Below are 24,808 nucleotides of genomic sequence, written 5' to 3'. Positions count from 1 at the left end.
TGCAGACGGGACAGGTTAGAGTTGGAAGTCCTGAAAAGCCGGGAGGTTCCATGAAATCGCTTCGCCCTCTGATTTGCTCAGTTGCGTTGGGAGCATTCACGCTCATGTATCCGCTGGCAGCACAGTCCAATCAAAATCAGAATGGCCAGAACGACAGGTCTCGCCCACAGACGCGGCCCAGCCCTGGGGATAAGGGAGGTGGTCAGCCGAGTCGCCCCGGAAACGGCGGCCAGCAGCCTCAGCGGCCCAACCCTGGAAATCGTCCGAATCCCGGCAATCCTCCGCCGCGCCCAAATCCAGGCAACCGCCCAAACCCAGGTAACGGCAATGGAGCAAAACCGCGTCCACCCATACGTCCGAATCCCGGAAACCCATCGCGTCCGAACCCTGGCAACCGGCCGCCATCGCGTCCTCCGCACGCACGTCCGCCGCAGTGGGGAAATCGCCCGCCGCAGCGCCCATCCTATAGTTTCCGCCCGAACGACCGCTCCTACCTGCACCGCTATTATCTGAGCCGTCTGGCGCGCGTCAACCGCTCCTACCGCGTGCGTCTGGTGATCGGCGGCTTCTTCCCCTACGTGGACATCTCCTACATCTCGCCGCTCCCGCCCGACATCTACGGCTATCTACCGCCACCGCCGCCGGGATACACCATGGGCTACTACGAGGGCTACGTCGTCATCTACGATCCAGTGACGTTCTACATCGCCAACGTCATCGACCTGATGCAATAGCCCCGGACGATCATCCAACGACGATGCCATCTCGATCATGAGATGGCATCGTCATTTTGCATCCATTGCGAAAATGTCAGCGCAGCCGTCAGCGTTTCGCCGCAACGATATCAAGAAAAAGCTGATGAACGCGCGCGTCGTGTCCCAACTCCGGGTGAAACGTAGCGGCCAGCAGATGCCCCTGCCGCACCAGCACGGGCGACCCATCTCGCTCTGCCAGGCTCTCAACTCCCGCGCCGATGTGCGTAATCCGCGGCGCCCGAATGAAGACCATCTCCAGCGGCCCGCCAGGCAACTTCGTCGGCTCGGTGATAATAGCCGAATCAATCTGCCGCCCATAAGCATTGCGCTCGACAGCAATATCGAGCACAGCCAGCGAAGCCTGTTCGGGATTACGGACCTCCTTCGCCAGCAAAATCGCACCCGCACACGTGCCGAACGTCGGCGTGCTCTCGACAAAACCTTCCAGCGCGTCAAGAAACCCATCGCGCTCCAGAAATTTAAGAAACGTCGTGGACTCGCCGCCGGGAATAATCAGTCCGTCGAGCCCCTTCAGCTCTCCAGGCGTACGCACGAGCCTCGCCGTGACGCCGAGCGATTCCAGCGCCTTCGCATGTGCCTCAAACGCGCCCTGCAGTGCAAGGACGCCAATGGTTGCAGTTCTCTCTGACATATCTGATTTGATTGTAGAGAAGTCCGGACGTCGCAGTCTGCCTCGCACTATTCCAGCGGTTCGCCGAACCTCAACAGATTGCCGTCCGGGTCCTCAAGAACGAACTCGTTCATCTTCCACTCGCGCGGCGCAAGCGGCGAAAGAATGCGCACTCCTGCCTCGCGAAACTCGCTCTCAAGTGCGGCCGCCGTTCCGCGTTCAAGATAGAAGTAGACGCCGCAAGGATTATGGTCGCGAACAAGCGTCTCGAACCGATTGAGATGAAGCTCGAAGCCATCGCGTTCGAGAAAGGCATAGCCATCGCCGTTCTGATAGCGCTTCGCAGAGAACCTAAGCTGATGATAGAAAGCGATCGATCTGCTCATCTCTGCGACAGGAAGGATAGGGACGGCATGTGAACGGAAGTGAGCCATGTCCGGAAAAGAATACTGTATCCGGAGGCCTGCGCAGATAAAGAAAAAAGAAAGCGCACCGCGAATAAGACATGCAGCGCGCTTGAGTGAACGTGACGTTGAGCTACTTGATCGTGCCGTTCAACCCGCTTGGGAAGAACACTCCCTGGTGCGTACTGGCCGTAGGCTGCGTGCCCGTCACAATCGCGAGCACCTGCGATGTCGTGCGGCTCCACCCTGTCGCATTCGCATCGCAGTCAACGATCGTCGCCGAGCTGTAGGTGGCCGAGCTTCCGTTCAGCGCGACCATCACGGTAGTCAGTCCGATATCGTCAGCCTTCGTCCCTGCGAACGTGGTGCTCGATGCGCCGGAGGGATTGGCAAGCATCGACCGTGCAGCCGAAATCTTCTGCGTCAGTGTGCTCAGATTGTTGTTTCCATTCGCGGCGTCGATGCCGCTGATGCTCGTGCGAATCAGGCCCGCATGGTATGCCTCCACCGCGTGAATGCCAACGGCCGCCGGCAGAATGTTCTTTTTGTCGGAGATCAATCCAGCCGCGCCGTGATACGCCGAAACGCCCACATCCTCGAAGATGTACGCCCCGACGAGAAACGCATCGTCACTGGCAAACGGATCGAAGGACGATCCGACACCGGCTGCGTTCGCCAGCGCATTGAACGAGTTATACAGGTCGATGTTGGGCATCGAAACCGCGCTCGTGCCCAGCGCTGTCTGCAGGAAGCTGACGTGTTTCCCCTCTTCAATCGCCGTCTCCGTCGCGTACGACTGAATCAGCGGAACACCGAAGGGCACCTTGGAGAAGCTCGGCTTCAGCGTCACCGTGCCGGCGGTGCCTCCGTTGACGCTGACCGGAATCGGCGTTGGCAGCTTATCGATAGTGACGCCGTACGCAGCCAGCGTGTAGAACTGCGCCTCCAGATATTCGAGGTTGAGGGCGAAGTTCAAAATGTCCGTGTCGGTTACGGTGCTCTGCGCCTGCGCCTGCGGTGTGTCGCCAAGAAGCATCGCAGCCAGCGCAGCGCCGCCGAGCGTCATCATCTTTCTGCGGCTGTTGACAATTACTTCGTCCAGAATCTGAGTTTCAACTGTAGCCATGACTGTCTCCCGTTAGGATGCGGTTGCGGTGATCTTGCCGTTAAGTCCGTTGGGGAAGAAGCCGCCCTTGCTCACGCCTGCTCCGCCGCCCGTGCCATAGACAATGTGCAGTACTTCATCGGTACTGCGCGCATAGGCGATCGCATTCGAGTTGGCTGCGACAATGCTTGATGAGCTGAGCATGGTCTCATTGCCGCCGCCCAGCGTGCCGCGCAGCGCCGAAACCTTGTTGGCAATATTCACGTAGGTCTGGCTATTGTTGATGCTCGCCTGCGCAACCAGCAGCGTGCGGATCTCCGCCGCGTGATAGGCCTCTACCGCTTGAATCCCGGCCGCGGCGCTAAGGATCGACGTGTTTGAAATCAGCGGTGCTGCACCCGAGTACGCAGTCACACCCACATCCTCAAAGATGAATGCGCCAATCAGGAATGAGTTCGGGTCCGCAAACGGATTGAACGTTGGAGTCGAAGTGATCGTCGCTGCCACCGCAAGCGGGCCGAAAAACGTCAGGTCAAGATTCGGACGCGCAACAGGTGTCCCGCCATTTGCCGTAATCGCCGATTGCAGCAGCCGCACATGGTCCAGCTCATCCTGCGCAATCTCATTGGCATAGGAGGCCATCGTGGCGTTCAACTGCACCGCCGCAATGCCCGATGGCACCGTCGTCGTGCCTGCTCCACTCAGCGCGTCGGTAGAGGAAAGCCCTTTGCCTGTTGTGGCGTAGAGATAGAACTCTGCTTCGAGATATTCGAGGTTCAATGCAAAATTCAAAACGTCGTTATCAGGAATGTCCTGTGGAGTTGTGCCCCCGCTGCTTCCACCTGTACTCGAACTGCTGCTGCCGCTGCATCCCGTTATGGCAAGAGCCGCAGTTGCAGTTCCCGCACTCGCCAAAAACTTGCGGCGCGTGAGTGCCTTTTGAACCAAACCATCAATCGTCACGGATGTACCTCTTCTTGATGCAGGCTTGATCGTGCCCTTACATCGGAAGAACGCACGGAAGAGGTGATTGGATTTTAGAAGTTCAAAGAAGTGTGAACAGATTTCGTATGCCGAAACTTTCCTGCGAAAGTATTCAGCTTTACAGCACTCTCGTCAGGAAAATTTCCAGCATGTCAAAACGAATGGTCTGACGCGAAGGCGGCCCGTGAGTTCCGGGCCGCCGTTCTCCACCTGTCTCCAGATGACCCTGGATAACGCTTGGGTGTTTCTAATTGTCCGTATCCGCAATCGCATCCAGATACGCCACGTCCAGCGCCGTGCCCTGTACGGTGATGTACTGGTTGTTGATCTCCGAGCCATCGACAGTATTGAATGCATGGACCTGTCCACCGTAGGCCGTGTACACCTTGTGGAAGCCCTGCACCCAGCACAAGCCGGTCAGGTCGCCGTAGTAGTAGAGGTTCTGGTTCGTATTGGGATAGGGAACCGTCGTGGGGCCATTCGGAGTGATTGTGGGAACGATCTGCACAGTTTTGGCTCCGAGATCGAAGCGAGTAAGGCAGTTGTAGTTGGCAGCCTGAGTCGTGTTCCCCGCGACAGCCAGCTTCTGGCGCTCGCCCGTAGCGCAGAACTGCGAACCAATCCACAGCGTATTGTCATCGGCGAAGAGCAGCTTCGAGTGGTGCCCGTCCGAGATCGAATACTGTCCCGTCACCGCAGTCGAAGGACTCGTGACCGCATTGGCCAGGTTGATCGTCGTAAGCTGTCCCGCGAACAGGCCATCCGGCATCAGTTGTTGCCCGGCGACATACAGCGTCGTTCCATCAGATAACCCAACAGTCGCGCCGCCCGGCACAGGCACGTTCGAAATCACCGGCGAAGTCGGTGGCACCGGTGAAGTCGGAATGTTGTAGTAGTACAGCGGAGCCACCTGCAGGAAGCTCACGCTCGCCGTCGAGCCGCCGCACTCCGGCCCACAGTTCAGAATGTATGCCGTACTTCCATCCAGCGAGAAGTAAGCAGCAGTAGGCCGGTCGAAGTTTCCCGGCACCTGCACCGCGCAGTAAACGGGACTATTCAGCGGCTCGCAATCTACTGCGCCAGTTGCCTGAATAGCAGCAGCCGCGGTCGTGTACTGGTTATCGTTCAGTTGGAAAACGCGATAAACATTATTCGAGTTTGCCACCATCGCCAGAATCACGGTGTCGCCCGTATTCACGGCAACGCGGTAGACATTAGGAATGTCCAGGGCGTATGCCTTGCCATCGGTCGCGTCATAGATGCCCAGGATGCCAGTCGACTGCTCGGCCGAGTAAAAGTGCGCTCCCGAAGGCGGTATAGCGAGCGATGTGGATGGCGCAGCAAACGTAGCTGGCGCAGCCGAGGCCGTCTCCTTGCTGTAATCGACCACCGAGATATCGCCCTTGACGCTCGAATATACGTAGCCATGAACCTCGGCCGGGTAGTTGAGAATCAAATCTGGATAGCCGCCCACGCCGCCCGAGATCTGGAACGACGTGATGGTGTTTTCGACGTTGCTACGAATGTCACGCTTTCCGTCCAGAATCGGCAGCGAACCGATGCCCGCATTGGTCACGGCGACCATGACGCGCTGCGCCAGCTTGCTCGGCGGAATCGGACGGTCGGCAAACGTGTACTGCGGAAACTTGTAGTAATAGTAAGCCGCGCTGTGGCAGGAACTCAGCCCTACAGCCGCGATGGCGATCAGGAGCCCGGAGAAGATCTGGGCGCGGAGAGACTTGGCAAAGAGACTACGGTTCTTCAAAGGTAACGGACTCCAACCTGAGCGCATGGCGCGTGCTGTTTTTGAGAGCCTTGGCTTGCTCTGAGTATAACAAAGCAGAGGGCCTTCGCGGGCGCGCAAACCGCTAGTTTGGAGCAGCTTGGCGCAGTAGCTTAGGATGGAGAGAACCCGCTTCCCAGGCCGCATCCTTGGCATAGCGAAACGCGGGTGGAGACGATGATGACCGATGTACTGAAAGACGCGGGCGCACAGGGAGTGGCCAGATTATTCACGGGCCGCACCGTGCTCGCAGACGGCGCCATGGGCACCATGCTCTACGCGCGCGGCGTGTTCATTAACCGCAGTTACGACGAACTGAACCTCTCGCAACCCGATACCGTTCGCGCCATCCATGCCGAATACCTCCAGGCTGGCGCCGAGATCATCGAGACCAACACCTTCGGCGCAAACGTCTTCCGCCTCGAGCACCACGGCCTCCAGGACAAAGTCCGCGCCATCAACGTCGCCGGCGTCAAGCTCGCGCGCGAGGCCGTCAACCAGCTCCGCGACAAGCAGGCCGCCGAAGCCTTCGTCGCCGGGTCCATCGGCCCGCTCGGCGTCCGCGTCGAGCCCCTCGGCAAGCTCTCGCTCGACGAAGCCCGCGAAGCCTTCTCCGAACAAATCCGCGCGCTCGTCGAAGGCGGTCCCGGCGTCGGCGCCGACCTGCTCATCATCGAGACCATGACTTCGCTCGCCGAAGTCGAGCAGGCCATCCTCGCCGCGCGCAGCGAAGCCCCCGACGTGCCCGTCATCGTCATGGTCACAGTCGACGAAGACGGCAACTGCCTCGACGGCTCCTCCGCCGAAACCGCCGCCACCAAGCTCACCGACTGGGGCGTCGACGCCCTCGGCTGCAACTGCAGCGCCGGTCCCGCCACCGTCCTCAGCGTCATCGAGCGCATGCGCCCCGTCACCGACCTCCCGCTCGCCGCTATGCCGAACGCAGGCATCCCGCGAGCCGTCGAAGGCCGCACCATCTACATGAGCTCGCCCGAGTACATGGCAAGCTTCGCCCGCAAGCTAGTGAAAGCAGGCGCAAGCATCGTCGGCGGCTGCTGCGGCACCACGCCCAGCTACACCCGCGCCATGAAGAGCTCTCTCCGCGCCATGGACGCGATGGAGACCGGCGCGCGGGCCGTCGAACACGCTGTCGCCACCGGCACGCCGCAGAAGATCGAAAGCAAGATCGAGCCAGCGCCACTCGCGCAGCGCTCAAAGATCGGCGCAATGGTCGCCGCAGGCGAGTTCGTCTCCATGGTCGAGATCGTCCCGCCAAAAGGCATCGATTGCACCAAAGAGATCGACGGCGCAGCCTACCTGCACAAGCTCGGCGTCGACGCCATTAACGTCCCCGACTCGCCCCGCGCCAGCGCCCGCATGAGCGCGCAAAGCCTCTGCGTGCAGATCCAGCAGCACGTCGGCATCGAGACCATCCTCCACTACACCTGCCGCGACCGCAACGTGCTCAGCATCCAGAGCGACCTGCTCGGCGCGTCCTCCATCGGCCTCAAAAACATCCTCTGCCTCACCGGCGACCCGCCCAAGCTCGGCAACTATCCCGACGCCACGGCGGTCTTCGACGTCGACGCCATCGGCCTCGTCAACATCGTGCGCAATCTCAACCACGGCCTCGACATCGGCAAAAACTCCATCGGCGCATCCACCGGCTTCACGGTAGCCGTCGCAGCCAACCCCGGCGTGCCCGACATCGAGCAGGAGATCCGCCGCTTCGCCTACAAAGTTGAAGCGGGCGCAGAGTACGCCATCACGCAACCCGTCTTCGACCTCAAGCTGCTCGAAGAGTTCCTCAAGCGCATCGAAGGCTTCCGCATCCCGGTCATCGCCGGCATCTGGCCGCTCACCAGCCTGCGCAACGCCGAGTTCATGAAGAACGACCTGCGCGTCAGCATGCCCGAAGAGATCATGGCCCGCATGGCCGCCGTGACCTCGCCCGAAGCAGCCAAAGCCGAAGGCATCAAAATCGCGCAGGAGATGCTCGCCGAAGTCCGCCCGGTCGTGCAGGGCGTCCAGGTCAGTGCCCCCTTCGGCAAATACTCCGCAGCCGCCGACGTCCTCGGCCTGACCGTAGAGGTGGCCTAATGGCAGGATTTGAAGACAAGCTAACCGCTCTCGAACAGGTGGTCGAAAGACTGGAACGCGGCGACCTCTCACTCGACGAATCCGTGAAGCTCTTCGAAGAAGGCGTCAAACTCTCCGACGACTGCAAAAAAGAGCTCGAAGCTGCCGAAGGCAAAATCCAAATCCTTATCAACCGCGGAAACGGAGCAGTCAAAACCGCAGACTTCGATATCGACGAGTCGAATGAGACCGCTGAAGACGAGGACTAGCATCACACCTTGAAGGAGCCTGAGGACGGGAGTAAGATTTGGCCATGGCAAAGGATTTCGCAAAACTCGCTGAAAAGATTGCAGAAGCAGCCCGCCGAGGAGTCGAAATTGAGCGGCTGTGGCAGCGGAAGCTCGAAGACGAGAAGAAGGAAAAGCAAGTAGCCAAAGCCTCTTGAGTCCCCCGGTCTTCGCTGTCATTGCTGGTCCAAATGGATGCGGGAAGAGCACTCTTACCCGCTGGGCCAAAGCGTTTTTCCAGCAGTCTGCGGTCCTCGATCCCGATGCAATAGCAGTCGATCTCCAGGCCGAGTCCAATATTGAACTCAGCGATATGGAAGCTGGCAGGAAAGTTATTCGCTCAGCTGAAGCCTTCTTGGCGGGCAGGGTGAGCTTTTCAGTAGAAACGACGCTTTCAGGTGCTACCTATTTGCGTATGCTCGAGCGAGCCCACGAGTTGGGATACAGAACAAGGCTTTTCTATATCGGAACCGAAAGCGTTGAAATTAACATCGAACGAATCCGGATGAGAGTTCTGATGGGTGGCCATGATGTTCCGCTTGAAGATCAGCTTCGCAGATATCCTCGAAGTTTCAAAAACCTTAAACCTGCAACTGAGCTTGCGGATGAGTGTGTTTTTTTTGACAACTCAACCGACGCTGGACATCGGATTGTGGGAATCAAGCTAATGGGGATGAAGATGCTTCCTGTAGAGCCACTTCCGAAATGGGCCATGTTTCTGCGCGGCTAAGAGCAGTCTGGTTGGCTTCAGAGTTAGTGGCGAATCTCAATCGACGTTCCATCCGGAACCAGCCTCCATATCTCCTCAATCTCCGGATCGGTGACTGCGATGCACCCGTCTGTCCAGTCAACCTCACGTTGCAATGGACCAAGCCAGCCCAAACCATTCTTGATTCCGTGAATCATGATGTCGCCGCCAGGTCGAACGTCTGCAATTCTTGCGCGCGTTTTATCTGCGGCATTGGGATAAGAGATATGAAGAGCAAGGTGGAAGTTACTGTGAGGATTCCTGCTGTCTATGGTGTAAAAACCCTCAGGGGTTTCGTGATCACCTTCTCGCTCCTTTGCCGCGCCGCTTCCTCTGCCAAGCGCAACCCGATATGTCTTCACAGCTATCCCATTCGACATTAGGGCGAGTGTGTGCTGCGACTTGATAACGAGAATTTCGTCTATATGCGTATTTGGCGGCAACGTGGCAGGGGTGGATTTGCAACCAGTAATAGCTAAAAAGATGAATAGCAGAATTCCGCTGGTGGCGAAGCGTCTTCGCATAAGTAATTGTTAAGCTTACCGGTCCCGCGAGGTTACAAACCCCGGCACCCACAAGAGCGCCCGCTTGGCCTCGGTCTCCGGCAAATCCGCGACACTCTGGCGCGCAGCCTCCGCATACGCACAAGCGGTATCCATCGCGTACTCAATCGATCCATGCCGCTTCAGAATCTCGAGAATCTGCGGATGCGTCACCTGCTGAAAACTCCGGTCAGCCAGCACAGTGCGAATCGCCTCACGATCAGCCCCAGTCCCACGCTCCAGCGCATGAATCACAGCCAGCGTAGCCTTGCCTTCGCGCAGATCGCTGGCCACCGGCTTACCCAGCACCTCTTCCGTTGCCGTCAGGTCGAGCACGTCATCGACAATCTGAAACGCGAGCCCCAGGTTGCGCCCATACTCCCCAAGCTGCGCCTCAACCTCATCCGTCGCATGAGTGACCGCTGCGCCAAGCTGCATCGAAACCTTGAACAAACAAGCCGTCTTGCGGAAGATCAGGTCGAAGTACTCTTCCTCATTGATCAGGTGCCCAAGCTTCTCAATCTGTAGCAGCTCGCCCTCGACCATCTGCTGCGTCAGCGAGATCAGCAGGTCGAGCACATGAAAATTCCGCTCTTCCAGCGCCGCCGAGAACGCCTGCATATACAGCCAGTCGCCCGCCAGCACGCACTTCGAGTTGCCCCACGTCGTATTCGAAGAAGGCCGCCCGCGCCGCGTGTCTGCCTCGTCGATAATGTCGTCGTGAACCAGCGTCGCCGTGTGCAGCATCTCCACCACCGCGCCCAGCCGAATGCGGCTGTGGCTCGTCGAACCCAGCGCCTTCGCTGAAAGCAGCAGCAGCAGCGGACGAATCCTCTTGCCCCCGCCCGCAATCAGGTACTGCGCAATATCCGTAATGACGGCAACGTTCGATGCCGACTGCCGCGCGAACTCCTGCTCGATAGCGGCAAGATCGTCGCGGAGAAGGTCGAATACCTCACCCGCAGTCGCAATGGAGATAGCATCCATCTACTTTGAATGTATCAGGTTGACAGAAAATTTTTCGTCCGCATTCAGCCGTCAGTTCGACCGATAGTTCGTAAACTGCAAATCCACGCCGAAGTCCTTACCGCGCAGCATCGCCATAATCTCCTGCAACACATCGCGGTCCTTGCTCACAATCCGCACAGTATCGCCCTGAATGCTCGCCTGCGCCTTCTTCTTCGACTCCTTCACCAGCGCCACAATCTGCTTGGCCTTCTCGCTCGGAATCCCCTGGACCAGCTTGATCTTCTGTCGCACGCTCGAGTTCGCTGCAGGCTCAATCTTCTCGTACTCCAGGTTCTTCAAGGAAACCCCGCGCTTGACCAGCTTCTGCGAAAGAATCTCCGTCACCGCCTTCAGCGTGTACTCGCTGGCCGACGCCAACTGAATCGCATCTGTCCCCTCAAGCTCGATCTTCGACTTTGAGTCCTTCAGGTCGAACCGCGTATGCAGCTCCTTCGACGCCTGGTCAATCGCGTTCTTTACTTCCTGAAGCTCCACCTTGCTCACTACATCAAAGCTATTATCCGAAGCCATCCCATGCCCCCTTGGTAAAAAATCGTTAATCCAAATCCGCGAATCCTATTATGCCAGCCTCAGCGGCAGTTACACGCGTGCAGCAGGGAAGAGTCGCTCAAAGTTCCCTGTCGTCAACTCCTCCAGCTTCTCAACTGAGATGCCTCTAAGCTCCGCCAGGGCTGCCGCCGTATGCGCCACAAATGCCGGTTCATTCCTCTGCCCACGCAGCGGAATCGGCGCCAGAAACGGCGCGTCCGTCTCCACCAGCACACGCTCCGCCGGAGCCACCACCGCTGCCTCACGAATCCCCACGGCCTTCGGATACGTCACATTGCCAGCGAACGAAATATAAAACCCAGCCTCCACCGACCGCCGCATCTCCTCCACGCCACCCGAAAAGCAGTGCATGATCCCGCCCAGTCCGAGCGGCGTCCAGTGCTCAGCAACCAGCTCCAGCAGATCCGCCCAGGCATCCGCCGCGCCAAACCTCTCCTTCGCCTGCGGAGTCGCCAACTCGCTCGTCCGCAAATGAATCAGAATCGGCTTCCGTACTTCGGCAGCAATCCGCATCTGCGCCACAAACGCCTCTTTCTGTACCGCAGGCAGAGGATTTTCGACGTGGTAATAATCCAGCCCAATCTCCCCCACCGCGACGCACCGCTCATCTGCTGCCAGCTCCGCCAGCTTCGCCAAAGCCTCGCCCGAAGCCTTCGCCGCCTCCTGCGGATGAATCCCAACGCTGGCAAAAACCTTCGGCCGTTCCGCACCGTGGTCCGCACGCGCCATCTCCAGCGCTTGATGCATCGTCTCCGGCCCCTCACCAATCCCAATCGCCAGAATCGTGCGAACCCCGGCATCGAAGGCCCGCTGCATCACCTCATCGCGGTCGTTGTCATAAAAATCCAGATGCGCGTGCGAATCTACCAGCGGCATAATCCTCCAACCGATGCGTTTGAAACGAATCAGCTATAGGATAGCCGCATGGCCGACCCCACGCCCCGCACCGAATCGCAGCTCGATCAATCCCGCATCTTCCGTCCCGAAGACGCACCCGTCCGCAAACTCCCCAACGGCGGCCAGAGCTGGGACATCATCCACGGCAAACTCCCCACCGGCGAGTCCGTCCGAGTGCACGAATCCGTGCAGCCCGCTGGCGCACCACCGAATCCCGCACACATCATCCACCACTCCGAACTCATCGCCGTCATCGAAGGCACACTCGAATTCCACCACGACAACAAAGTCGAGCGCGTTGGCCCCGGCGGCCTCCTCTACGTCGCCTACGGAACCAATCATCAAGTCCGCAACGTAGGCGGCACCCCCGCCCGCTACGTCGTCGTAGCCATCGGCGGAGACATACAGAAGTAGCCATTCTCCCGCGCATCCGATAACATTGCCGCCATGAAAAACATCGACCGCCGCGACTTCCTCGCCGCCATCACCGCCTTCGCCGCACTCGGCGCCGTGGCCGACGCACAGGTTTACACCCCGCACGCGCCCGGAGAAAAAATTCTCTCCGAATCCGAAGCCTTCGACTACAACAGCCTCCCCGTCCACCAGTCCTCCAACGGAGGAGCCAGCCGCGCCGTCATTCAAGGTGTCCTCGCCACCGGCGAGCACGTCGAAGTGCACGAGACCACTCTGCCTCCAGGCAAGATGCCGCACCCACCCCACCGCCATCGCCACTCCGAGTTCATGATGATCCGCGAAGGCCTCGTCGAGTTCAACATGGACGGCAAAAAGCAGCGCGTCGGCCCCGGCGGAGTCCTCTTCGCAGCATCGAACCAACTGCACGGCCTCCTCAACGTAGGCGACGAAAACGCCAACTACTTCGTCATCGCCATCGGCCGCGAAACCGGAGCCATGCCCGTGAAAGCCGCTCCCGCAAAGTAATTGCTTCTTGCATTTCCACCGTGGCGCCAGGACATTTGATTCAAGGCACAGGTGGGCGACCCTGCTAAACTGCAACCACGCATGGGTCCGCAGAGCACTACGCCCACCATACCCACCCCACGCCTCCCGCTCGTTCTCCGATGGGCGCTCGCCCTCATGCTCACCACCCCACTCGCAGCCCAGGCGGCAGCCCCACTCCTGCTGCCCTCCGCCATCGCCTACGACTCCAGCGGCAACCTCTACATCGCCGAAGCCTCCCGCCACGACATCCGCAAACTCGACCCCTCCGGCAACATCACCACCATCGCCGGCACAGGCGTACAAGGATTCGCCGGAGACAGCGGCCCCGCAACCGCCGCCGAGCTCGACTCACCGCAAGGCCTCGCCATCGACGCATCCGGCAACATCTACATCGCCGACACGCACAACCACCGCATCCGCGAAGTCAAAGCCGCAAACGGCAACATCACCACCATCGCCGGCACAGGCACAGCAGGGAACTCAGGCGACAGCGGCCCCGCCACCGCAGCCGAACTCGATCTCCCCACCGCACTCGCCATCGACGCATCCGGCAACCTCTACATCGCCGACACGCACAACCACCGCATCCGCGAAATCAACGCGGCAACCGGCATCATCACCACCATCGCAGGCACAGGCACCGAAGGCTACAGCGGAGACAACGGCCCTGCCACCGCAGCCGAGCTCGACTCACCCCAAGGCCTCGCCATCGACACTACCGGCAACCTCTACATCGCCGACACGCACAACCACCGCATCCGCGAGGTCATCGCCACCACCGGCATCATCACCACCATCGCCGGCACAGGCACAGCAGGGAACTCAGGCGACAGCGGCCCCGCAACCGCAGCCACACTCCGGCTCCCGCGCGGCATCGCGACCGACGCCACCGGCAACCTCTACCTCACTGACGTCACCGCTCAGAGCGTCCGCAAAGTCAACGCCACCACCGGCCAGATCACCACCATCGCAGGCAGCGGCACGCAGGGCTTCTCCGGCGACGGCAGCGCCGCCACCAGCGCCACACTCGACAGTCCCCGCGCCGCCGCCATCTCACCCTCCGGCCTCGCCACCTTCGCCGACGCAGCCAACCAGCGCATCCGCCAGCTCAACTCCGCCAACCCACCCATCATCCAAACCATCGCAGGCCCGGGAGCCACCACCCCAACAGGCCCAACCAACACTCCCGCACCGGCAATCGTCGCACTCACGGCGTCGTCCACATCCATCACCGCAGGCCAACCCATCACCATCACGGCCAGCGTCGCCACCACCACCGGCACTCCCACCGGCACAGTCACCCTCTACGACAACGCGGTCGCCCTCGCGACAATTCCACTGCCGCCCAGCGGCCAGATCAGCTACTCGACCACAGCCCTCGCCTCCGGCGCCAACACCATCACCGCCTCCTACAGCGGAGACACAAACTTCGCCAGGTCCACCTCGTCACCCGCCACCATAGCGGTCAACACCGTATCGGGCACCACCACCGGAGGCGCCGACTTCACCCTCGCCGCCAAAGCCGCAACCACCCAAACCCTGCTCCCCGGCACCTCAGCCAGCTTCACCTTCACGCTCCAGACCGAAGGCACAGCGCTCTCCAGCCCCATCACGCTCTCAGCCAGCGGCGTGCCCAGCCTCTACGCCGCATCGTTCAACCCGTCCTACCTTCCCCCCGGAACCGCCAGCGGCACCGTCACCCTCACCATCGCCGCCAAAACCACCAACGCACTTCAAACGGACAGGCGAAGCTCATCTGCGGTGCTTGCCTTTCTGGCCTTTCCTCTCACACTGTTTGGTTTCAAACTTCGCAACCGTCAAGAGGGATATTCAAAAGGCAGCAACGCCACAGCCAACAAGCGCCAAAGGCGCGCCTCATACCAGCCTGGGGTTTCCTCCGGCGAGCTTGCTCGCTGGGGCAGGAAACCCCAGGTAGACGACACATTAGATAAACAGAGGGCTGAAGGCCCGCTTCATAGGATTGTCCGTGACGCCGGAATCTTTCTGCTCCTGCTGTTCCCGGCTCTTTTCCTGACCGGCTGCGGTGCACGCACTAACACCACCGGCGAGAACACCCCCACCGCCACGCCCTACACCATCACCGTCACCGGCACCGCCACCACCCCCACCGGAACCACCCTTGCGCACTCCACCACCGTCACCCTGCTCATCCAGCAAGCGAATTAAAACCATACGGCCGGTCCCTTCCTCACATCAAGGAGAAGGACCGGCGCACGGCAACCTGGGAGAGGAAAATCTACTGCAGTTCGACCGAAGAGACCGCCAGCGTGTCTCCATGCAGCTCGCCGCTTACATTCACGCGAAGGTGGTCTGTCTTATTGGAAGCCTTCAGTTCTGCCAGGACCTCCTTATTGCCCTTGGCATCGAACTTCAGGAAGTGGCCATCGGTGGTCAGAATGCCGTAGCCGCTCTTGGCGCATCCCAGCGCGCACGACCGCGTATGCGCATCCGCATTCGCTGCCGCCTTCCTGGAACAGCTCACGTCCAGCAGTGACGCATCCTGATAGTTGGCACTGGCGGCGAGAGCAGGCAGCGCCCCCACTCCCAGCAGAACGAGCATCGAAACAACTTTCTTCATGGTGTTTCCTCCTTAAACTTCGCTTTAGTAAAAGCTGAAAAACTCCGCCTTGCTTAAAGACACAGCTGAAAATATTTGCCTGAAAACTTCGTCGTGCTTAAAGGCACGGCAGAAGATGTTTGGCTGAAAAACTCTGTCTTGCTTAAGGGCACGGCTTCAGCCGTGCCGCAAATGCCACAAATTCAAATGGGCTTTAGCCCCTGAGGTACGGTCTTTTGTCGATGCAGCCACTTTTTAGCTCCTTCTGAATCAGGCCGCCGCAATATTCGAATCCAACGCCGCCACAACCTGACGGTCCCGCACGGCAGACAACTGCGATAACGCAAACGCCCCAATGGCAATTTCAACATCGCGCATCGCCAGATCGGTAAACATCCCGGTCGTCAGCAGGTTGGCCGCAATGCCCAGCAGCCACAGCATCACGATGAAGCCGCCAATTTTAGTCCAGCGGCTCAACACGACGATCCCAGCCACGATTTCGACGATGCCAACAACGTGCATGAACGTCGTTGCGCCGACCGGCACAACCTTCGTAGCCAGCGGACTCAAGTACATTCCCCAGTCGGCAAGTTTGTCAAAGTACTTATCGATACCTGTGATGATCGGGCCCACACCCAGCCCAATCTTCAGCGCCCACCACGCGCTGTTCAGATGCTTGTCAAAACCCTTCATCGCATGCTCCTCTTGTTCGTCTACCTGAAAGAGCAGCGAGCGCAGAATTGGTTACAAGAGGCAAACCAACAAGCGCCAAAGGCGCGTCACATACCAGCCTGGGGCGCAAGCCCCAGGTATTCGGCTGTCTAATCAACAGAGGGCTGAAGGCCCGACTCATAGATCTCGCTGTATGCGAAAATTGTCCTTCTTTTCCTCATCGGCTGAGGCTATTTCGTTTTCGCCGTGCCTATTCTTTTCTTTCTTCGTACGTAACCTTTCCCGCCGCCCTCACTCTATACAAATATCCCAATGATCGGAATTCTCGAAAAGGCAAAATGCGAAGGCTGGACCGACCTTGAGGTCATCGAGCGCGTAAAGGCGGGCGAGGTCGCGCTCTACGAGGTCATCATGCGCCGCTACAACCAGCGGCTCTACCGCGTCGCGCGCTCCATTCTCCGCAACGACGGCGAGGCGGAAGACGTCATGCAGGACGCCTACGTCCGCGCCTACCAGCACCTCAGCCAGTACTCAGGCGCCGCGCCGTTTGCCACCTGGCTCACCCGCATCGCCGTCAATGAAGCCCTGGCCCGGCTGCGCTTGCGCAACCGCAACCAGCAACTCGAAGACGATGACCGGAATGGAGATGGTCCCATGCATGTAGCCGATACCGCGCCTGACCCGGAGCGAAGCGCATCCGTCGCCGAGATGAACCATTTCCTCGAAGAGGCCGTCCTCGATCTTCCCGAGCAATATCGAACCGTGGTCATGCTCCGCGACATCGAGGAGCTGAGCACCGCCGACACCGCCGCCGCGCTCGACCTCACCGAGGAGAACGTCAAGGTCCGCCTGCACCGCGCCCGCGGCATGATGCGCGAATGGCTCTTCGACCGCGTCGGAGCCAGAGCAAAGCAAGCCTTCCCCTTCATGGGCGCTCGCTGCGACCGCGTCGTCGAACAGGTCTTCGCAAAGATCGGAGAACGAGACAGTATCTGAGCGGAGCGCTACAAATTTCCGCAACGGAAGGACACGCGTTTACGCGTGTCAATCAAACCCCACGCCGCAGGCGTTACCGCTCTGCCGAAGGCACGCCTTTAGGACGCTTTTCACATCGCCCAACCAGCAACCAAAGCTTTTCGGCCCAATTTCTCATGTCAAGCCCCCTGACTTTCACTATCGCCCGCAAATCTATACAAACAAACCCAAATAAACTACTTGAACTTTGTCATTTGAGTTTTATTCAATTCATTAAAATCAAGATATGAATTCAATAAAGAGCGGTGATCGAGACGCAAAACTGTGGAGAAACCCGGTGCTCAACAGCAGAAGTCCAGACTTAACCAACCTGAATCGAAGACTTTAGGACTTAAAGTAGGGGGAGGGGGGTACCTACAGCAGCCGCAGCAGAAAGAAAACCACCACCCCAGCAAAGAAGACCAGGGCCATCCGAATCCCCGGCTCCCGGTTCACCTCCGGCACCAGGTCCGTCGCCGCGACGTAGATCGTCACCCCCGCCGACAGCGGCAACCCCAACCGCACCCACGCCGGGTGCAGGCTGATCGCCAACACCCCCAGCACCGTCATCGCCCCCAGAAACAACGCCGAGTTCAACGCCGCCGCCTTCCCCCGCCCCCCCGCCAGCATCACCGACGCCATCGTGAACCCCTCCGGAAACTTGTGGAGGAAGACCGCGAAGAAGAGCACCCACCCCAGCCACGTCGAGAGCGCAAACCCCGACCCGATCGCCACCCCATCAAAGAAGGTGTGGGTCGCCAGCCCCAGCAGCACCGAGTAACTCGTCTTCGCCGACACGGCGTGGTGGTGCGTCTCCTCCCCGAAGTGGAAGTGAGGCACCAGCGTGTGCTCCAGCAGATGCACCCCACAGTACCCGAGCAAAATCAGCAACGCCGCCCACCGCCCGCCGACCTGCATGCCCTCCGGCACCATCTCCAGCACCGCCGCCGCCAGCATGAACCCAGCGCCCAGCGCGACGAAGTACCGCAACGCCCGCGCCGAAGGCGACCGCCGGACCAGCAGAAACCCACCCAGGTAATCCGCCGACCCAGCCACCAACCCCAGAACGAGACTCAGCCAGAGCGAAGACACGCCGCTACCCGCTATGGCGGATGTTCAGAACATCGCCATCCTTCACCAGGTAATCCTTGCCCTCCAGCCGCAGCGTCCCCTGCGCCCGTGCCGCCGCCTCGGAGCCCGCCGCCAGCAGCGTGTCCCAGTGGATCGTCTCCGCCCGAATGAAGTGTTTCTCCAGATCCGAGTGGATCGCCCCAGCCGCCTCCTGCGCCCGGCAGTTCGCCGGAATCGTCCACGCGCGGCATTCCACCTCGCCGACCGTGAAGAACGTCGCAAGCCCGAGCAACTCGAAGCTCTTCCTGATCAGCCGCCGCAGACCGCTCTCCGTCAGCCCGTACCCTTCAAGAAACTCAGCTGCGTCCGCATCCTCCATCTCGGCAAGCTCTGCCTCAACCTTGCCGCAGATCGCCGTCGCACCCGAGCTGGGCCGCGAGGCAATCTCGGTCAGTCCGTACTTCGCCACCGCATCCTCAACGTCCGCACCGAGCGTCGTACTCTCAGAGATGTTCAGCACGTAGAGAATGGGCTTCTGTGAAAGAAACATGAAGCCACGAATCATCTTCTTCTCGTCCGCAGTCAACTCCATCTCACGCAGCGGCTTCTCTGCCTCAGTCTGTGCCTTGCAGCGCAGCAGCAGAGCAAGCTCCTTCTCAGTCTCAGGAGTCTTCGCCTTCTTCATGTCCTTCTGAACACGCTCGATCCGCTTCTCAATCTGTCCGAGGTCCGAGACGATCATGTCGATCTCGACGTTGCCAATGTCGCGCAGCGGGTCGATTGGCCCGACGTGCGGGATCGTGTCGTTCTCGAAGGCGCGCAGCACGTGGATGATTGCGTCCACATTGCGCAGGTTGGTAAGAAACGAGGTTTCCTTCAGGGCTTCTTCGCCAATCGCCGCGAGGTCCGCGTACTCAACGCTGGCATAAACCGTCTTGCGCGTCTTCGCCTGGACGGCCAGCTTGTCCAGCCGGTCATCGGGAACCTTGGCAATGCCGATGTGAGCTTCACGCGGGTTCGAATACCCGCGGTCTTCGATGTTCGCCTTGGTCAGAATCTTAAAGAGGGAGGTCTTGCCCACCTGCGGCAGGCCGATGATTCCTGTTTTCATATAGTTTTGATTTTACCCGTCTCGGGCCACTGCGACTCACGCGACAGTACCAGCACGACGCCGATGCCGCATAACAGGACGAATCCCTCTAAACGCTCTGACCAGGGATGGAGCCGCTCGAAGTCAATGCGTCCGGCATTATCGAGCGGAGCCGCCTCGATAATGCCACCAGCAATCTGTTGATCGCGATCCATCTGCGGAAGGATGCTGAACTGCGAATAGGCTGTAACGATCAGCATCATGCCTACAAGAACAAACTGAATAGCAAAGCCGAGCCGCGCAGGAACTTCGGCACGGAACCACAGCCACACATTGGCAAGGCAGAATACAAGTCCGCCAATCAGGCCGATCCAATGGAGTATCCGCAGCGTTCCGCCGACGACAAGACCGGCCTCATGCGCACTGGGAAGGCGGCTAAAGGCAACAGGAGCGACCACAAACGCGAAGAAGCAGAGTCCACCAACCCACAGGACCATGATCAGCAGCCGCACGGCCCGAAGAAAGGTCTGCATCTCAGGCGAAGTCCCTTCCAATCAGACGGTGGATGCGCTCTTTGATGGGAGGATGGGTGGAAAAAAGATTGGCGAAGCCGCCGCTGCCCAGTAGAGGCGCAACAATGAACAGGTGCGCGGTCGTGGGCGATGCCTGCATGGGAATACGCTTCGAGTAGTTGTCGAGTTTCTGCAGCGCGCTCGCCAACGCGTAAGGATTGCCGGTTACGTGCGCGCCAGTCGCATCGGCTTCGTACTCCCGCGCACGCGAAACGGCGAGCTGAATCAGCGTAGCGGCAATCGGCGCAAGGATAAGCATTAACAAAGCCCCAAGTCCGCCACCACGGCGATCGCGGCTGTCGCCTCCGCCATAACCGCCAAACAGCGCAGCCCAGTAGCCCATGCGCGCAATCAGCGTGATTGCGCCGGCGAGCGTGGCGGCGATGGAACTGGTTAGGATGTCGCGGTTGCGCACATGGCCAAGCTCGTGCGCCAGCACGCCTTCGAGCTCCTCATCGTTGAGCAATTCAAGAATGCCATGCGTGACGGCGACCGAAGCGTGTTGCGGGTTGCGACCCGTGGCAAACGCGTTGGGCGATTCGGTGGGCAGCACGTAGATCTTCGGCATCGGCAGGCCCTGCTTCGCAGTCAGGCGCTCGACTGCCGCATAGGCGCGTGGCAACTGTTCGCGCGTGACCGGCTGCGCGTTGTACATCCTGAGCGCGAGCTTATCGGAGTAGAAGTACGTGCCGAAGTTGAAGACGACGGAGAGCAGAAACGCCAGCACCATCCCGTTTCGCCCGCCGATGAAGCCTCCTACGAAGATCAGGAAGAGTGTCAGCAGCACAAGCAGCAACGTCGATTTGAAGGTGTTCATGTCGTTCCCCTTGCCGCCTACACGTACGGCTCAGCAGTATTAGACGCTTCGGCGGGACGTTCGCTTCGGGAAAGAGCGCGCTTGAGGACCGTCTCCAAAGCATTCTTCTGCTCGATATACTCGGCGTCGCTTAAGCGTCCCTGCAGCCTGTCGGTTTCGAGTGAGAAGAGTTCCTCCTTCATTGCGGCCAGTAGCGTATCCTGCCCCGCGCCTGCGACTGCTCCCCCTGCAGCAATAGGTTGAGGTCCGTTTTTCAGCATGACACCCGCGCCAACTGCCATTGTCAGTCCAAGCAGGCCGAGGATCCACCACTTGTACTTCGCCCAGGGATCATCCTTACCCTGCGGGTCAATTGGATTGCCAAGGCCGCCGCCGGGCCGCGTATCGGCTGCGGCGGAGTTGTCTCCGGAAGACTGAGCGTTGCCGGCTGAAGCGGCTTGTTCGTCATCACGGGGCAACTGACCGCTACCGCCTACGGTGAAATCAAGAGTCTGAGATGGAACGACGCTCCTTGCAACGTAGGTTTGAGCCGTTGTCTCCTCGGTGACTGCGGCATAAGGTGCGGAAGCTCCAGCGGAGAACGACATGCTCTTTGGCATCATGATGGCGAGCGTATCGGTTGGCATCATGACGCGAGGAGAGAACTTGAAGCTGCCGGAGTAAGGAATTCTGTATGTGACCTGGAAACGCGTCTCCCCGGGGCGAAGAGGGAAGATGAACGCGTAATGATTTGGTTCGCCGGGAACCGGAATAGGAGAAGCTTTGACTGGCATGCTTCCTGGCGCGAGCGCGGCGGAACCTTCGACGACTGCGCCATCCGGCAGATAGAACTCGAACGACCTATCGCTGAACTGTGTGCGCGGTGGGTTTGAGTCATTCTTGACGAAGAAATTTTCGACGATGTTTAAAGACTTGCCGCTCTCGTCGGTCTGGATGCGCATCACATCTGCTTCGCTGGCGACACCCTCAACCTTAGCGGCAGCATCGTAGACATCAATCTCGACCGACTGAGTTCCTGGAGGCGCGGGACGGAAGTACGTAGCCTTATCGTGCGTGACGCGCACTAGATGAATGCCCTGCGCGTCGGGAACGTCGAGCGAGAAGCGTCCGTGTGAGTCAGTCTTGGTGCGCGTTGTCTCCTGCATACCTTGGGAGAGACGAATCAGCACCACATCGTCGCCTGCAGCTGGCTTATTCGTGGTCTTGTTCGTGACAGTTCCAGTAATGGAGTCAGCGAAGGCAAAGGTCGAAAGAGCCGCGATGAGCGCAGCAATACCAGCAGTGCGACGGAGGTTTGAAAAGGAAAGGATCACGGATTAAGTTTACGTCAAATGAGGCTAGGACTATTACGCCGCGTCTTTCAGTGGCCTATACTCTGGAGCGGCGTCCATACAAACCACGTGCTTCGAGCGAATCGAGTTCGGCAAGCACCCGTGCGGCCTCGCCTTCGAGTCCTGCACGCTGCTCTTCGTAGTCCTGCTGCGTGAACTTGCCGGCGAGATACTCGAAGTTCAGGTCGCGGAGGTTTTCGTAGATGGCGTCCTTGCGCTCGCGCAGATAGTCAGCGCGCGTCTTGTCGGCCTGGACGAACGGATTGCGCTCCGGCCAGAACATGTAGATAAACACCACAAGGGTCAGTACTGCTCCAGCAAACATGCCCATCGTCAATACTCCGTCTCACGGCGAATTCGCTCGCGCATAGCGTCGCCGCCGGCGATTTCAGCAGGGCCGCTGGCAGGTAAACGAGCGGCAGTGCGCGATCTCCATGCCCAAACGAGAACTCCGGTGCCGAGTGTTGCTAGCAGGAATACTGCGAAAGGTGTAATCCATGCCACGTTGTCAAAGCCGCCCCGCATCGGTGCTGCGAGGATTGGCGGGCCATATTTGGCCACGAACCAGTTCATTACGGCCTCATCCGATCCACCCGAGGACAACTGCTGCCTCAACTCGCCGATCATGCGGTCTGAGTCGGGACAGCCGACGTGGTTGCATTCGAGCAATATCTGCCCGCAACCACAGGCGCACATCATTTCGTGGCCGAGCTTCTGAAAGCGTGAGCCAGGGCTTGCGCCTAGCATGACGACCGCCAACAGGCAGACCATCGTGGCGCAGATGGCGCGCTTAAACATGATGTACCTCGGCCACGAGTGACTCTGCCTCGGCGCGTGCGCGGGCAGTGCCTGGGGTTAGGCTGGGAACCAGTGCCAGCAGTGTGCCGAAGACGACGATGGCCACGCCGATCCATATCCAGTTCATCAGCGGATTGATGAACACTTTGATAATCGGGCGGTCCGTGTCCGGATTGCGGCCTTCGTAGATAACGTACAGGTCACTTTCGAGCGTGGAATGAAGCGCGACTATGGTTGAGGATGTCTCGCTGGCCTTGTAGAAGCGGCGTTCAGGTGCTAGCTGAGTGATCTTCTTGTTGTTTTTGTAGACATCGAGTAAAGCGTACTCTGTGTCGTAGTTTGGGTTGCTGTCCTGGGTGAAGCTCTGGCAGACGAGTCGAAATGGCCCAATCGACATCTGGTCGCGGTAGCCCATTTCTTGTTCGTGCGATTGATTGAATGCTCCGCCAGCGATTCCGATGAAGAGGACAACGATGCCGAAGTGAACAACATAACCACCGTAGCGGCGAGTGTTGCGCCGAACGAGCAGGATGGCAGACGTCAGCAGGTTCTTGCCCGTCTGTTTATGAACGACGGCGGCGCCGCGCAGAAATTCGGAGGCGATTGCCGTGATGACGCCTGCGGCGAGCGTGAAGGTAATCAGCGAGAACCATGCCGCGCGCATGTCGTCGCCTGCGTTCCACGGATGCAGCCCCACGGCAAGCATTGTCACAAGCGCGACACCCATCGCGATGAGCGGCAAGACAAAATTACGTCGCATGGAGCGCAGCGAGGTTGAACGCCACGCGAGCAGCGGACCGATTCCGGTGAGAAAGAGTAGAAACAGCCCGATCGGAAGGTTGACGCGATTGTAGAACGGCGCGCCCATCGTGACCTTCGACCCTTGCACATACTCGGACAGGATGGGGAACAGCGTGCCCCACAACACCGTGAAGCAGGCGACGAGCAGAATCAGGTTGTTAAACAGGAAGCTCGACTCGCGCGAAACCAGCGACTCTAGCCGGTTCTCAGACTTCAGATGATCGCGCTGCTTGAAGAAGGTGAACAGGCAAACAGCGAAGACAATGATGATGAAGCCGTAGAACCAGTCGCCGATGGAGGACTGCGCGAAGGCGTGGACCGAACTGACGATGCCGGAGCGAGTCAGTAGCGTTCCCAAGATCGTCAGCATGAACGTCGAGAAGATAAGCCAGACGTTCCAGTTCTTCATCATGCCGCGCTTTTCCTGCATCATCACCGAGTGCAGAAATGCTGTGCCGGTGAGCCATGGCATCAGTGAGGCATTCTCAACAGGGTCCCATCCCCAGTAGCCGCCCCAACCCAATACGCTGTAGGCCCAATGCGCACCCATAAAGATGCCGCAGGTCAGGAAGAGCCATGTCACCATGGTCCAACGGCGAGTGATGTGTATCCATTTTTCGCCCGGATAGCGCATCATCAGCGCGCCCAACGCAAACGCGAAGGGGACCGAGAAGCCTACATAGCCGAGATAGAGTAACGGCGGATGCATTACCATCTCGGGATATTGGAGCAGCGGATTCAAGCCAAAACCATCAGCTGCGACCGGTCCGGGCTGTATAGAAAATGGAGGCGCTGCAAAGTTCAGAAGAAGCAAGAAGAAGATCTGGATTCCGGCGAGGATCGTTGACGCAAAAGCTGAAAGCCGGACATCTACCTTATGCCGCATACGCAGCACAAAACCATACATTGAAAGCAGCCACGCCCAGAGCAGCAGCGAACCTTCCTGTCCAGACCACAACGCAGCAAATTTGTACGCCGGATTCAGTGCGCGATTGGTATGGTGCAGGATGTAGGCGACGGAGTAGTCGTTGGTGAACGCAGCCCACACCAGCGCAAATGCAGCACAACTGAGCGCTATAAAGCTCGCGACGCCGGCGCGTCGCGCTGTTTCACCCAATCGGCTTGAGCCGTCATCGATGACGATGCCTGGTCGGCGTCGTGTCCGCCATAGTGAGAGCGCCCCGAAGACGAAGGTATAGACACTCAGTCCCAAGGCAAGGAGCAGCGAAAACCAGCCAAACTCCGGCATCGGATGGGATTGCATGCACCAATTCTCTCAAGCGAGAGATAAAACTAGCAATCGGCTATCCG

At 59.2% G+C, this 24,808-nt stretch carries 27 protein-coding genes; 8 read left to right on the top strand and 19 right to left on the bottom strand.

Annotation, left to right across the window (positions count from 1 at the left end; all coding sequences use genetic code 11):
* The first annotated feature begins 50 nt into the window (after positions 1 to 50).
* Positions 51 to 734, top strand: a complete 684-nt coding sequence (locus IEX36_RS04020) for a hypothetical protein (protein ID WP_188758015.1) — start codon at positions 51 to 53, stop codon at positions 732 to 734.
* Between the two features lie 88 nt (positions 735 to 822).
* Here the strand turns inward: IEX36_RS04020 and pdxT are convergent, their stop codons facing one another.
* The 5 genes from pdxT to IEX36_RS03995 all read right to left on the bottom strand — a co-directional run bounded on the left by pdxT (position 823) and on the right by IEX36_RS03995 (position 5,644).
* Complete coding sequence (pdxT, locus tag IEX36_RS04015; protein ID WP_188758014.1) at positions 823 to 1,407, bottom strand: pyridoxal 5'-phosphate synthase glutaminase subunit PdxT; 585 nt, start codon at positions 1,405 to 1,407, stop codon at positions 823 to 825.
* A 47-nt stretch (positions 1,408 to 1,454) separates the two neighbouring features.
* Positions 1,455 to 1,820 carry a VOC family protein gene (locus IEX36_RS04010; RefSeq protein ID WP_263364957.1) on the bottom strand — a complete coding sequence of 122 codons (366 nt, stop codon included), beginning with the start codon at positions 1,818 to 1,820 and terminating at the stop codon, positions 1,455 to 1,457.
* 103 nt (positions 1,821 to 1,923) lie between these two features.
* Positions 1,924 to 2,916, bottom strand: a complete 993-nt coding sequence (locus tag IEX36_RS04005) for a ferritin-like domain-containing protein (protein WP_188758012.1) — start codon at positions 2,914 to 2,916, stop codon at positions 1,924 to 1,926.
* 12 nt (positions 2,917 to 2,928) lie between these two features.
* Complete coding sequence (locus tag IEX36_RS04000) at positions 2,929 to 3,858, bottom strand: ferritin-like domain-containing protein (protein WP_188758011.1); 930 nt, start codon at positions 3,856 to 3,858, stop codon at positions 2,929 to 2,931.
* A 268-nt stretch (positions 3,859 to 4,126) separates the two neighbouring features.
* Positions 4,127 to 5,644 carry a hypothetical protein gene (locus tag IEX36_RS03995; protein ID WP_229668693.1) on the bottom strand — a complete coding sequence of 506 codons (1,518 nt, stop codon included), beginning with the start codon at positions 5,642 to 5,644 and terminating at the stop codon, positions 4,127 to 4,129.
* A 198-nt stretch (positions 5,645 to 5,842) separates the two neighbouring features.
* On the opposite strand from IEX36_RS03995, the gene IEX36_RS03990 reads away from it, so the two are divergent.
* The 3 genes from IEX36_RS03990 to IEX36_RS03980 all read left to right on the top strand — a co-directional run bounded on the left by IEX36_RS03990 (position 5,843) and on the right by IEX36_RS03980 (position 8,758).
* Positions 5,843 to 7,762, top strand: a complete 1,920-nt coding sequence (locus IEX36_RS03990; RefSeq protein WP_188758009.1) for a bifunctional homocysteine S-methyltransferase/methylenetetrahydrofolate reductase — start codon at positions 5,843 to 5,845, stop codon at positions 7,760 to 7,762.
* Positions 7,762 to 8,010 carry an exodeoxyribonuclease VII small subunit gene (gene xseB, locus IEX36_RS03985; protein ID WP_188758008.1) on the top strand — a complete coding sequence of 83 codons (249 nt, stop codon included), beginning with the start codon at positions 7,762 to 7,764 and terminating at the stop codon, positions 8,008 to 8,010. The genes IEX36_RS03990 and xseB overlap by 1 nt, the downstream gene beginning before the upstream one ends.
* Positions 8,011 to 8,128: 118 nt before the next feature.
* The gene (locus IEX36_RS03980; RefSeq protein ID WP_188758007.1) at positions 8,129 to 8,758 is read left to right on the top strand and encodes an ATPase; all 630 of its coding nucleotides are present in this window, start codon (positions 8,129 to 8,131) and stop codon (positions 8,756 to 8,758) included.
* Between the two features lie 23 nt (positions 8,759 to 8,781).
* On the opposite strand, the gene IEX36_RS03975 is transcribed toward IEX36_RS03980, so the two are convergent.
* From IEX36_RS03975 to IEX36_RS03960, 4 genes are all read right to left on the bottom strand, one after another.
* A complete protein-coding gene (locus IEX36_RS03975) occupies positions 8,782 to 9,300 on the bottom strand; it encodes a L,D-transpeptidase family protein (protein WP_188758006.1) in 519 nt (172 codons plus the stop codon).
* A 15-nt stretch (positions 9,301 to 9,315) separates the two neighbouring features.
* On the bottom strand, positions 9,316 to 10,305 hold the full coding sequence (locus IEX36_RS03970) for a polyprenyl synthetase family protein (RefSeq protein WP_188758005.1): 990 nt from the start codon (positions 10,303 to 10,305) through the stop codon (positions 9,316 to 9,318).
* Positions 10,306 to 10,356: 51 nt separating this feature from the next.
* Positions 10,357 to 10,857, bottom strand: a complete 501-nt coding sequence (locus tag IEX36_RS03965) for a YajQ family cyclic di-GMP-binding protein (protein ID WP_188758004.1) — start codon at positions 10,855 to 10,857, stop codon at positions 10,357 to 10,359.
* Positions 10,858 to 10,926: 69 nt separating this feature from the next.
* On the bottom strand, positions 10,927 to 11,772 hold the full coding sequence (locus IEX36_RS03960) for a TatD family hydrolase (RefSeq protein ID WP_188758003.1): 846 nt from the start codon (positions 11,770 to 11,772) through the stop codon (positions 10,927 to 10,929).
* A gap of 48 nt (positions 11,773 to 11,820) precedes the next feature.
* Here IEX36_RS03960 and IEX36_RS03955 point away from each other — a divergent pair, with 48 nt between their 5' ends.
* The 3 genes from IEX36_RS03955 to IEX36_RS17615 are packed head-to-tail and all read left to right on the top strand — an operon-like array spanning position 11,821 to position 14,940.
* The gene (locus IEX36_RS03955) at positions 11,821 to 12,207 is read left to right on the top strand and encodes a cupin domain-containing protein (protein ID WP_188758002.1); all 387 of its coding nucleotides are present in this window, start codon (positions 11,821 to 11,823) and stop codon (positions 12,205 to 12,207) included.
* 33 nt (positions 12,208 to 12,240) lie between these two features.
* A complete protein-coding gene (locus tag IEX36_RS03950; protein ID WP_188758001.1) occupies positions 12,241 to 12,732 on the top strand; it encodes a cupin domain-containing protein in 492 nt (163 codons plus the stop codon).
* 51 nt (positions 12,733 to 12,783) lie between these two features.
* Positions 12,784 to 14,940: an NHL domain-containing protein gene (locus IEX36_RS17615; RefSeq protein ID WP_268235526.1), complete on the top strand. Its 2,157-nt coding sequence runs from the start codon at positions 12,784 to 12,786 to the stop codon at positions 14,938 to 14,940.
* Positions 14,941 to 15,010: 70 nt separating this feature from the next.
* On the opposite strand, the gene IEX36_RS03940 is transcribed toward IEX36_RS17615, so the two are convergent.
* Both IEX36_RS03940 and IEX36_RS03935 read right to left on the bottom strand, forming a co-directional pair.
* A complete protein-coding gene (locus tag IEX36_RS03940) occupies positions 15,011 to 15,352 on the bottom strand; it encodes a hypothetical protein (protein WP_188758000.1) in 342 nt (113 codons plus the stop codon).
* Between the two features lie 249 nt (positions 15,353 to 15,601).
* A complete protein-coding gene (locus IEX36_RS03935) occupies positions 15,602 to 16,024 on the bottom strand; it encodes a hypothetical protein (protein ID WP_188757999.1) in 423 nt (140 codons plus the stop codon).
* Between the two features lie 291 nt (positions 16,025 to 16,315).
* On the opposite strand from IEX36_RS03935, the gene IEX36_RS03930 reads away from it, so the two are divergent.
* Positions 16,316 to 16,999 carry an RNA polymerase sigma factor gene (locus IEX36_RS03930; protein ID WP_188757998.1) on the top strand — a complete coding sequence of 228 codons (684 nt, stop codon included), beginning with the start codon at positions 16,316 to 16,318 and terminating at the stop codon, positions 16,997 to 16,999.
* A 393-nt stretch (positions 17,000 to 17,392) separates the two neighbouring features.
* On the opposite strand, the gene IEX36_RS03925 is transcribed toward IEX36_RS03930, so the two are convergent.
* The 8 genes from IEX36_RS03925 to IEX36_RS03890 are packed head-to-tail and all read right to left on the bottom strand — an operon-like array spanning position 17,393 to position 24,761.
* Complete coding sequence (locus IEX36_RS03925; RefSeq protein ID WP_188757997.1) at positions 17,393 to 18,109, bottom strand: ZIP family metal transporter; 717 nt, start codon at positions 18,107 to 18,109, stop codon at positions 17,393 to 17,395.
* Between the two features lie 4 nt (positions 18,110 to 18,113).
* Complete coding sequence (ychF, locus tag IEX36_RS03920; protein WP_188757996.1) at positions 18,114 to 19,199, bottom strand: redox-regulated ATPase YchF; 1,086 nt, start codon at positions 19,197 to 19,199, stop codon at positions 18,114 to 18,116.
* Positions 19,196 to 19,711 (bottom strand): DUF4149 domain-containing protein, encoded by a 516-nt coding sequence (locus IEX36_RS03915; RefSeq protein WP_188757995.1) that lies wholly within the window; start codon positions 19,709 to 19,711, stop codon positions 19,196 to 19,198. Before IEX36_RS03915 ends, ychF begins: the two co-directional genes overlap by 4 nt.
* Before the next feature lies 1 nt (position 19,712).
* Positions 19,713 to 20,567 (bottom strand): zinc metalloprotease HtpX, encoded by an 855-nt coding sequence (locus IEX36_RS03910; RefSeq protein ID WP_188757994.1) that lies wholly within the window; start codon positions 20,565 to 20,567, stop codon positions 19,713 to 19,715.
* Between the two features lie 17 nt (positions 20,568 to 20,584).
* Positions 20,585 to 21,880 (bottom strand): peptidase associated/transthyretin-like domain-containing protein, encoded by a 1,296-nt coding sequence (locus IEX36_RS03905; RefSeq protein WP_229668692.1) that lies wholly within the window; start codon positions 21,878 to 21,880, stop codon positions 20,585 to 20,587.
* A 55-nt stretch (positions 21,881 to 21,935) separates the two neighbouring features.
* A complete protein-coding gene (locus tag IEX36_RS03900) occupies positions 21,936 to 22,229 on the bottom strand; it encodes a hypothetical protein (protein WP_188757993.1) in 294 nt (97 codons plus the stop codon).
* Between the two features lie 2 nt (positions 22,230 to 22,231).
* Entirely contained in the window at positions 22,232 to 22,696 is a 465-nt protein-coding gene (locus IEX36_RS03895) for a cytochrome c-type biogenesis protein (protein ID WP_229668691.1), read from the bottom strand.
* Positions 22,689 to 24,761, bottom strand: a complete 2,073-nt coding sequence (locus tag IEX36_RS03890) for a heme lyase CcmF/NrfE family subunit (RefSeq protein WP_229668690.1) — start codon at positions 24,759 to 24,761, stop codon at positions 22,689 to 22,691. The genes IEX36_RS03895 and IEX36_RS03890 overlap by 8 nt, the downstream gene beginning before the upstream one ends.
* Between the last annotated feature and the right edge of the window lie 47 nt (positions 24,762 to 24,808).

It is taken from the genome of Edaphobacter acidisoli, from assembly GCF_014642855.1.
Classification (GTDB): domain Bacteria; phylum Acidobacteriota; class Terriglobia; order Terriglobales; family Acidobacteriaceae; genus Edaphobacter; species Edaphobacter acidisoli.
This window is presented reverse-complemented; position numbering and strand designations above follow the sequence as displayed.

Bases quoted from the DNA above. Each gene is read 5' to 3' on its own strand.
- IEX36_RS04020 (WP_188758015.1), top strand. From the start codon at position 51: ATGAAATCGCTTCGCCCTCTGATTTGCTCAGTTGCGTTGGGAGCATTC.
- pdxT (WP_188758014.1), bottom strand. From the start codon at position 1,407: ATGTCAGAGAGAACTGCAACCATTGGCGTCCTTGCACTGCAGGGCGCG.
- IEX36_RS04010 (WP_263364957.1), bottom strand. From the start codon at position 1,820: ATGGCTCACTTCCGTTCACATGCCGTCCCTATCCTTCCTGTCGCAGAG.
- IEX36_RS04005 (WP_188758012.1), bottom strand. From the start codon at position 2,916: ATGGCTACAGTTGAAACTCAGATTCTGGACGAAGTAATTGTCAACAGC.
- IEX36_RS03990 (WP_188758009.1), top strand. From the start codon at position 5,843: ATGACCGATGTACTGAAAGACGCGGGCGCACAGGGAGTGGCCAGATTA.
- xseB (WP_188758008.1), top strand. From the start codon at position 7,762: ATGGCAGGATTTGAAGACAAGCTAACCGCTCTCGAACAGGTGGTCGAA.
- IEX36_RS03975 (WP_188758006.1), bottom strand. From the start codon at position 9,300: ATGCGAAGACGCTTCGCCACCAGCGGAATTCTGCTATTCATCTTTTTA.
- IEX36_RS03970 (WP_188758005.1), bottom strand. From the start codon at position 10,305: ATGGATGCTATCTCCATTGCGACTGCGGGTGAGGTATTCGACCTTCTC.
- IEX36_RS03965 (WP_188758004.1), bottom strand. From the start codon at position 10,857: ATGGCTTCGGATAATAGCTTTGATGTAGTGAGCAAGGTGGAGCTTCAG.
- IEX36_RS03960 (WP_188758003.1), bottom strand. From the start codon at position 11,772: ATGCCGCTGGTAGATTCGCACGCGCATCTGGATTTTTATGACAACGAC.
- IEX36_RS03955 (WP_188758002.1), top strand. From the start codon at position 11,821: ATGGCCGACCCCACGCCCCGCACCGAATCGCAGCTCGATCAATCCCGC.
- IEX36_RS03950 (WP_188758001.1), top strand. From the start codon at position 12,241: ATGAAAAACATCGACCGCCGCGACTTCCTCGCCGCCATCACCGCCTTC.
- IEX36_RS03940 (WP_188758000.1), bottom strand. From the start codon at position 15,352: ATGAAGAAAGTTGTTTCGATGCTCGTTCTGCTGGGAGTGGGGGCGCTG.
- IEX36_RS03935 (WP_188757999.1), bottom strand. From the start codon at position 16,024: ATGAAGGGTTTTGACAAGCATCTGAACAGCGCGTGGTGGGCGCTGAAG.
- IEX36_RS03930 (WP_188757998.1), top strand. From the start codon at position 16,316: ATGATCGGAATTCTCGAAAAGGCAAAATGCGAAGGCTGGACCGACCTT.
- ychF (WP_188757996.1), bottom strand. From the start codon at position 19,199: ATGAAAACAGGAATCATCGGCCTGCCGCAGGTGGGCAAGACCTCCCTC.
- IEX36_RS03915 (WP_188757995.1), bottom strand. From the start codon at position 19,711: ATGCAGACCTTTCTTCGGGCCGTGCGGCTGCTGATCATGGTCCTGTGG.
- IEX36_RS03910 (WP_188757994.1), bottom strand. From the start codon at position 20,567: ATGAACACCTTCAAATCGACGTTGCTGCTTGTGCTGCTGACACTCTTC.
- IEX36_RS03900 (WP_188757993.1), bottom strand. From the start codon at position 22,229: ATGGGCATGTTTGCTGGAGCAGTACTGACCCTTGTGGTGTTTATCTAC.
- IEX36_RS03895 (WP_229668691.1), bottom strand. From the start codon at position 22,696: ATGTTTAAGCGCGCCATCTGCGCCACGATGGTCTGCCTGTTGGCGGTC.
- IEX36_RS03890 (WP_229668690.1), bottom strand. From the start codon at position 24,761: ATGCAATCCCATCCGATGCCGGAGTTTGGCTGGTTTTCGCTGCTCCTT.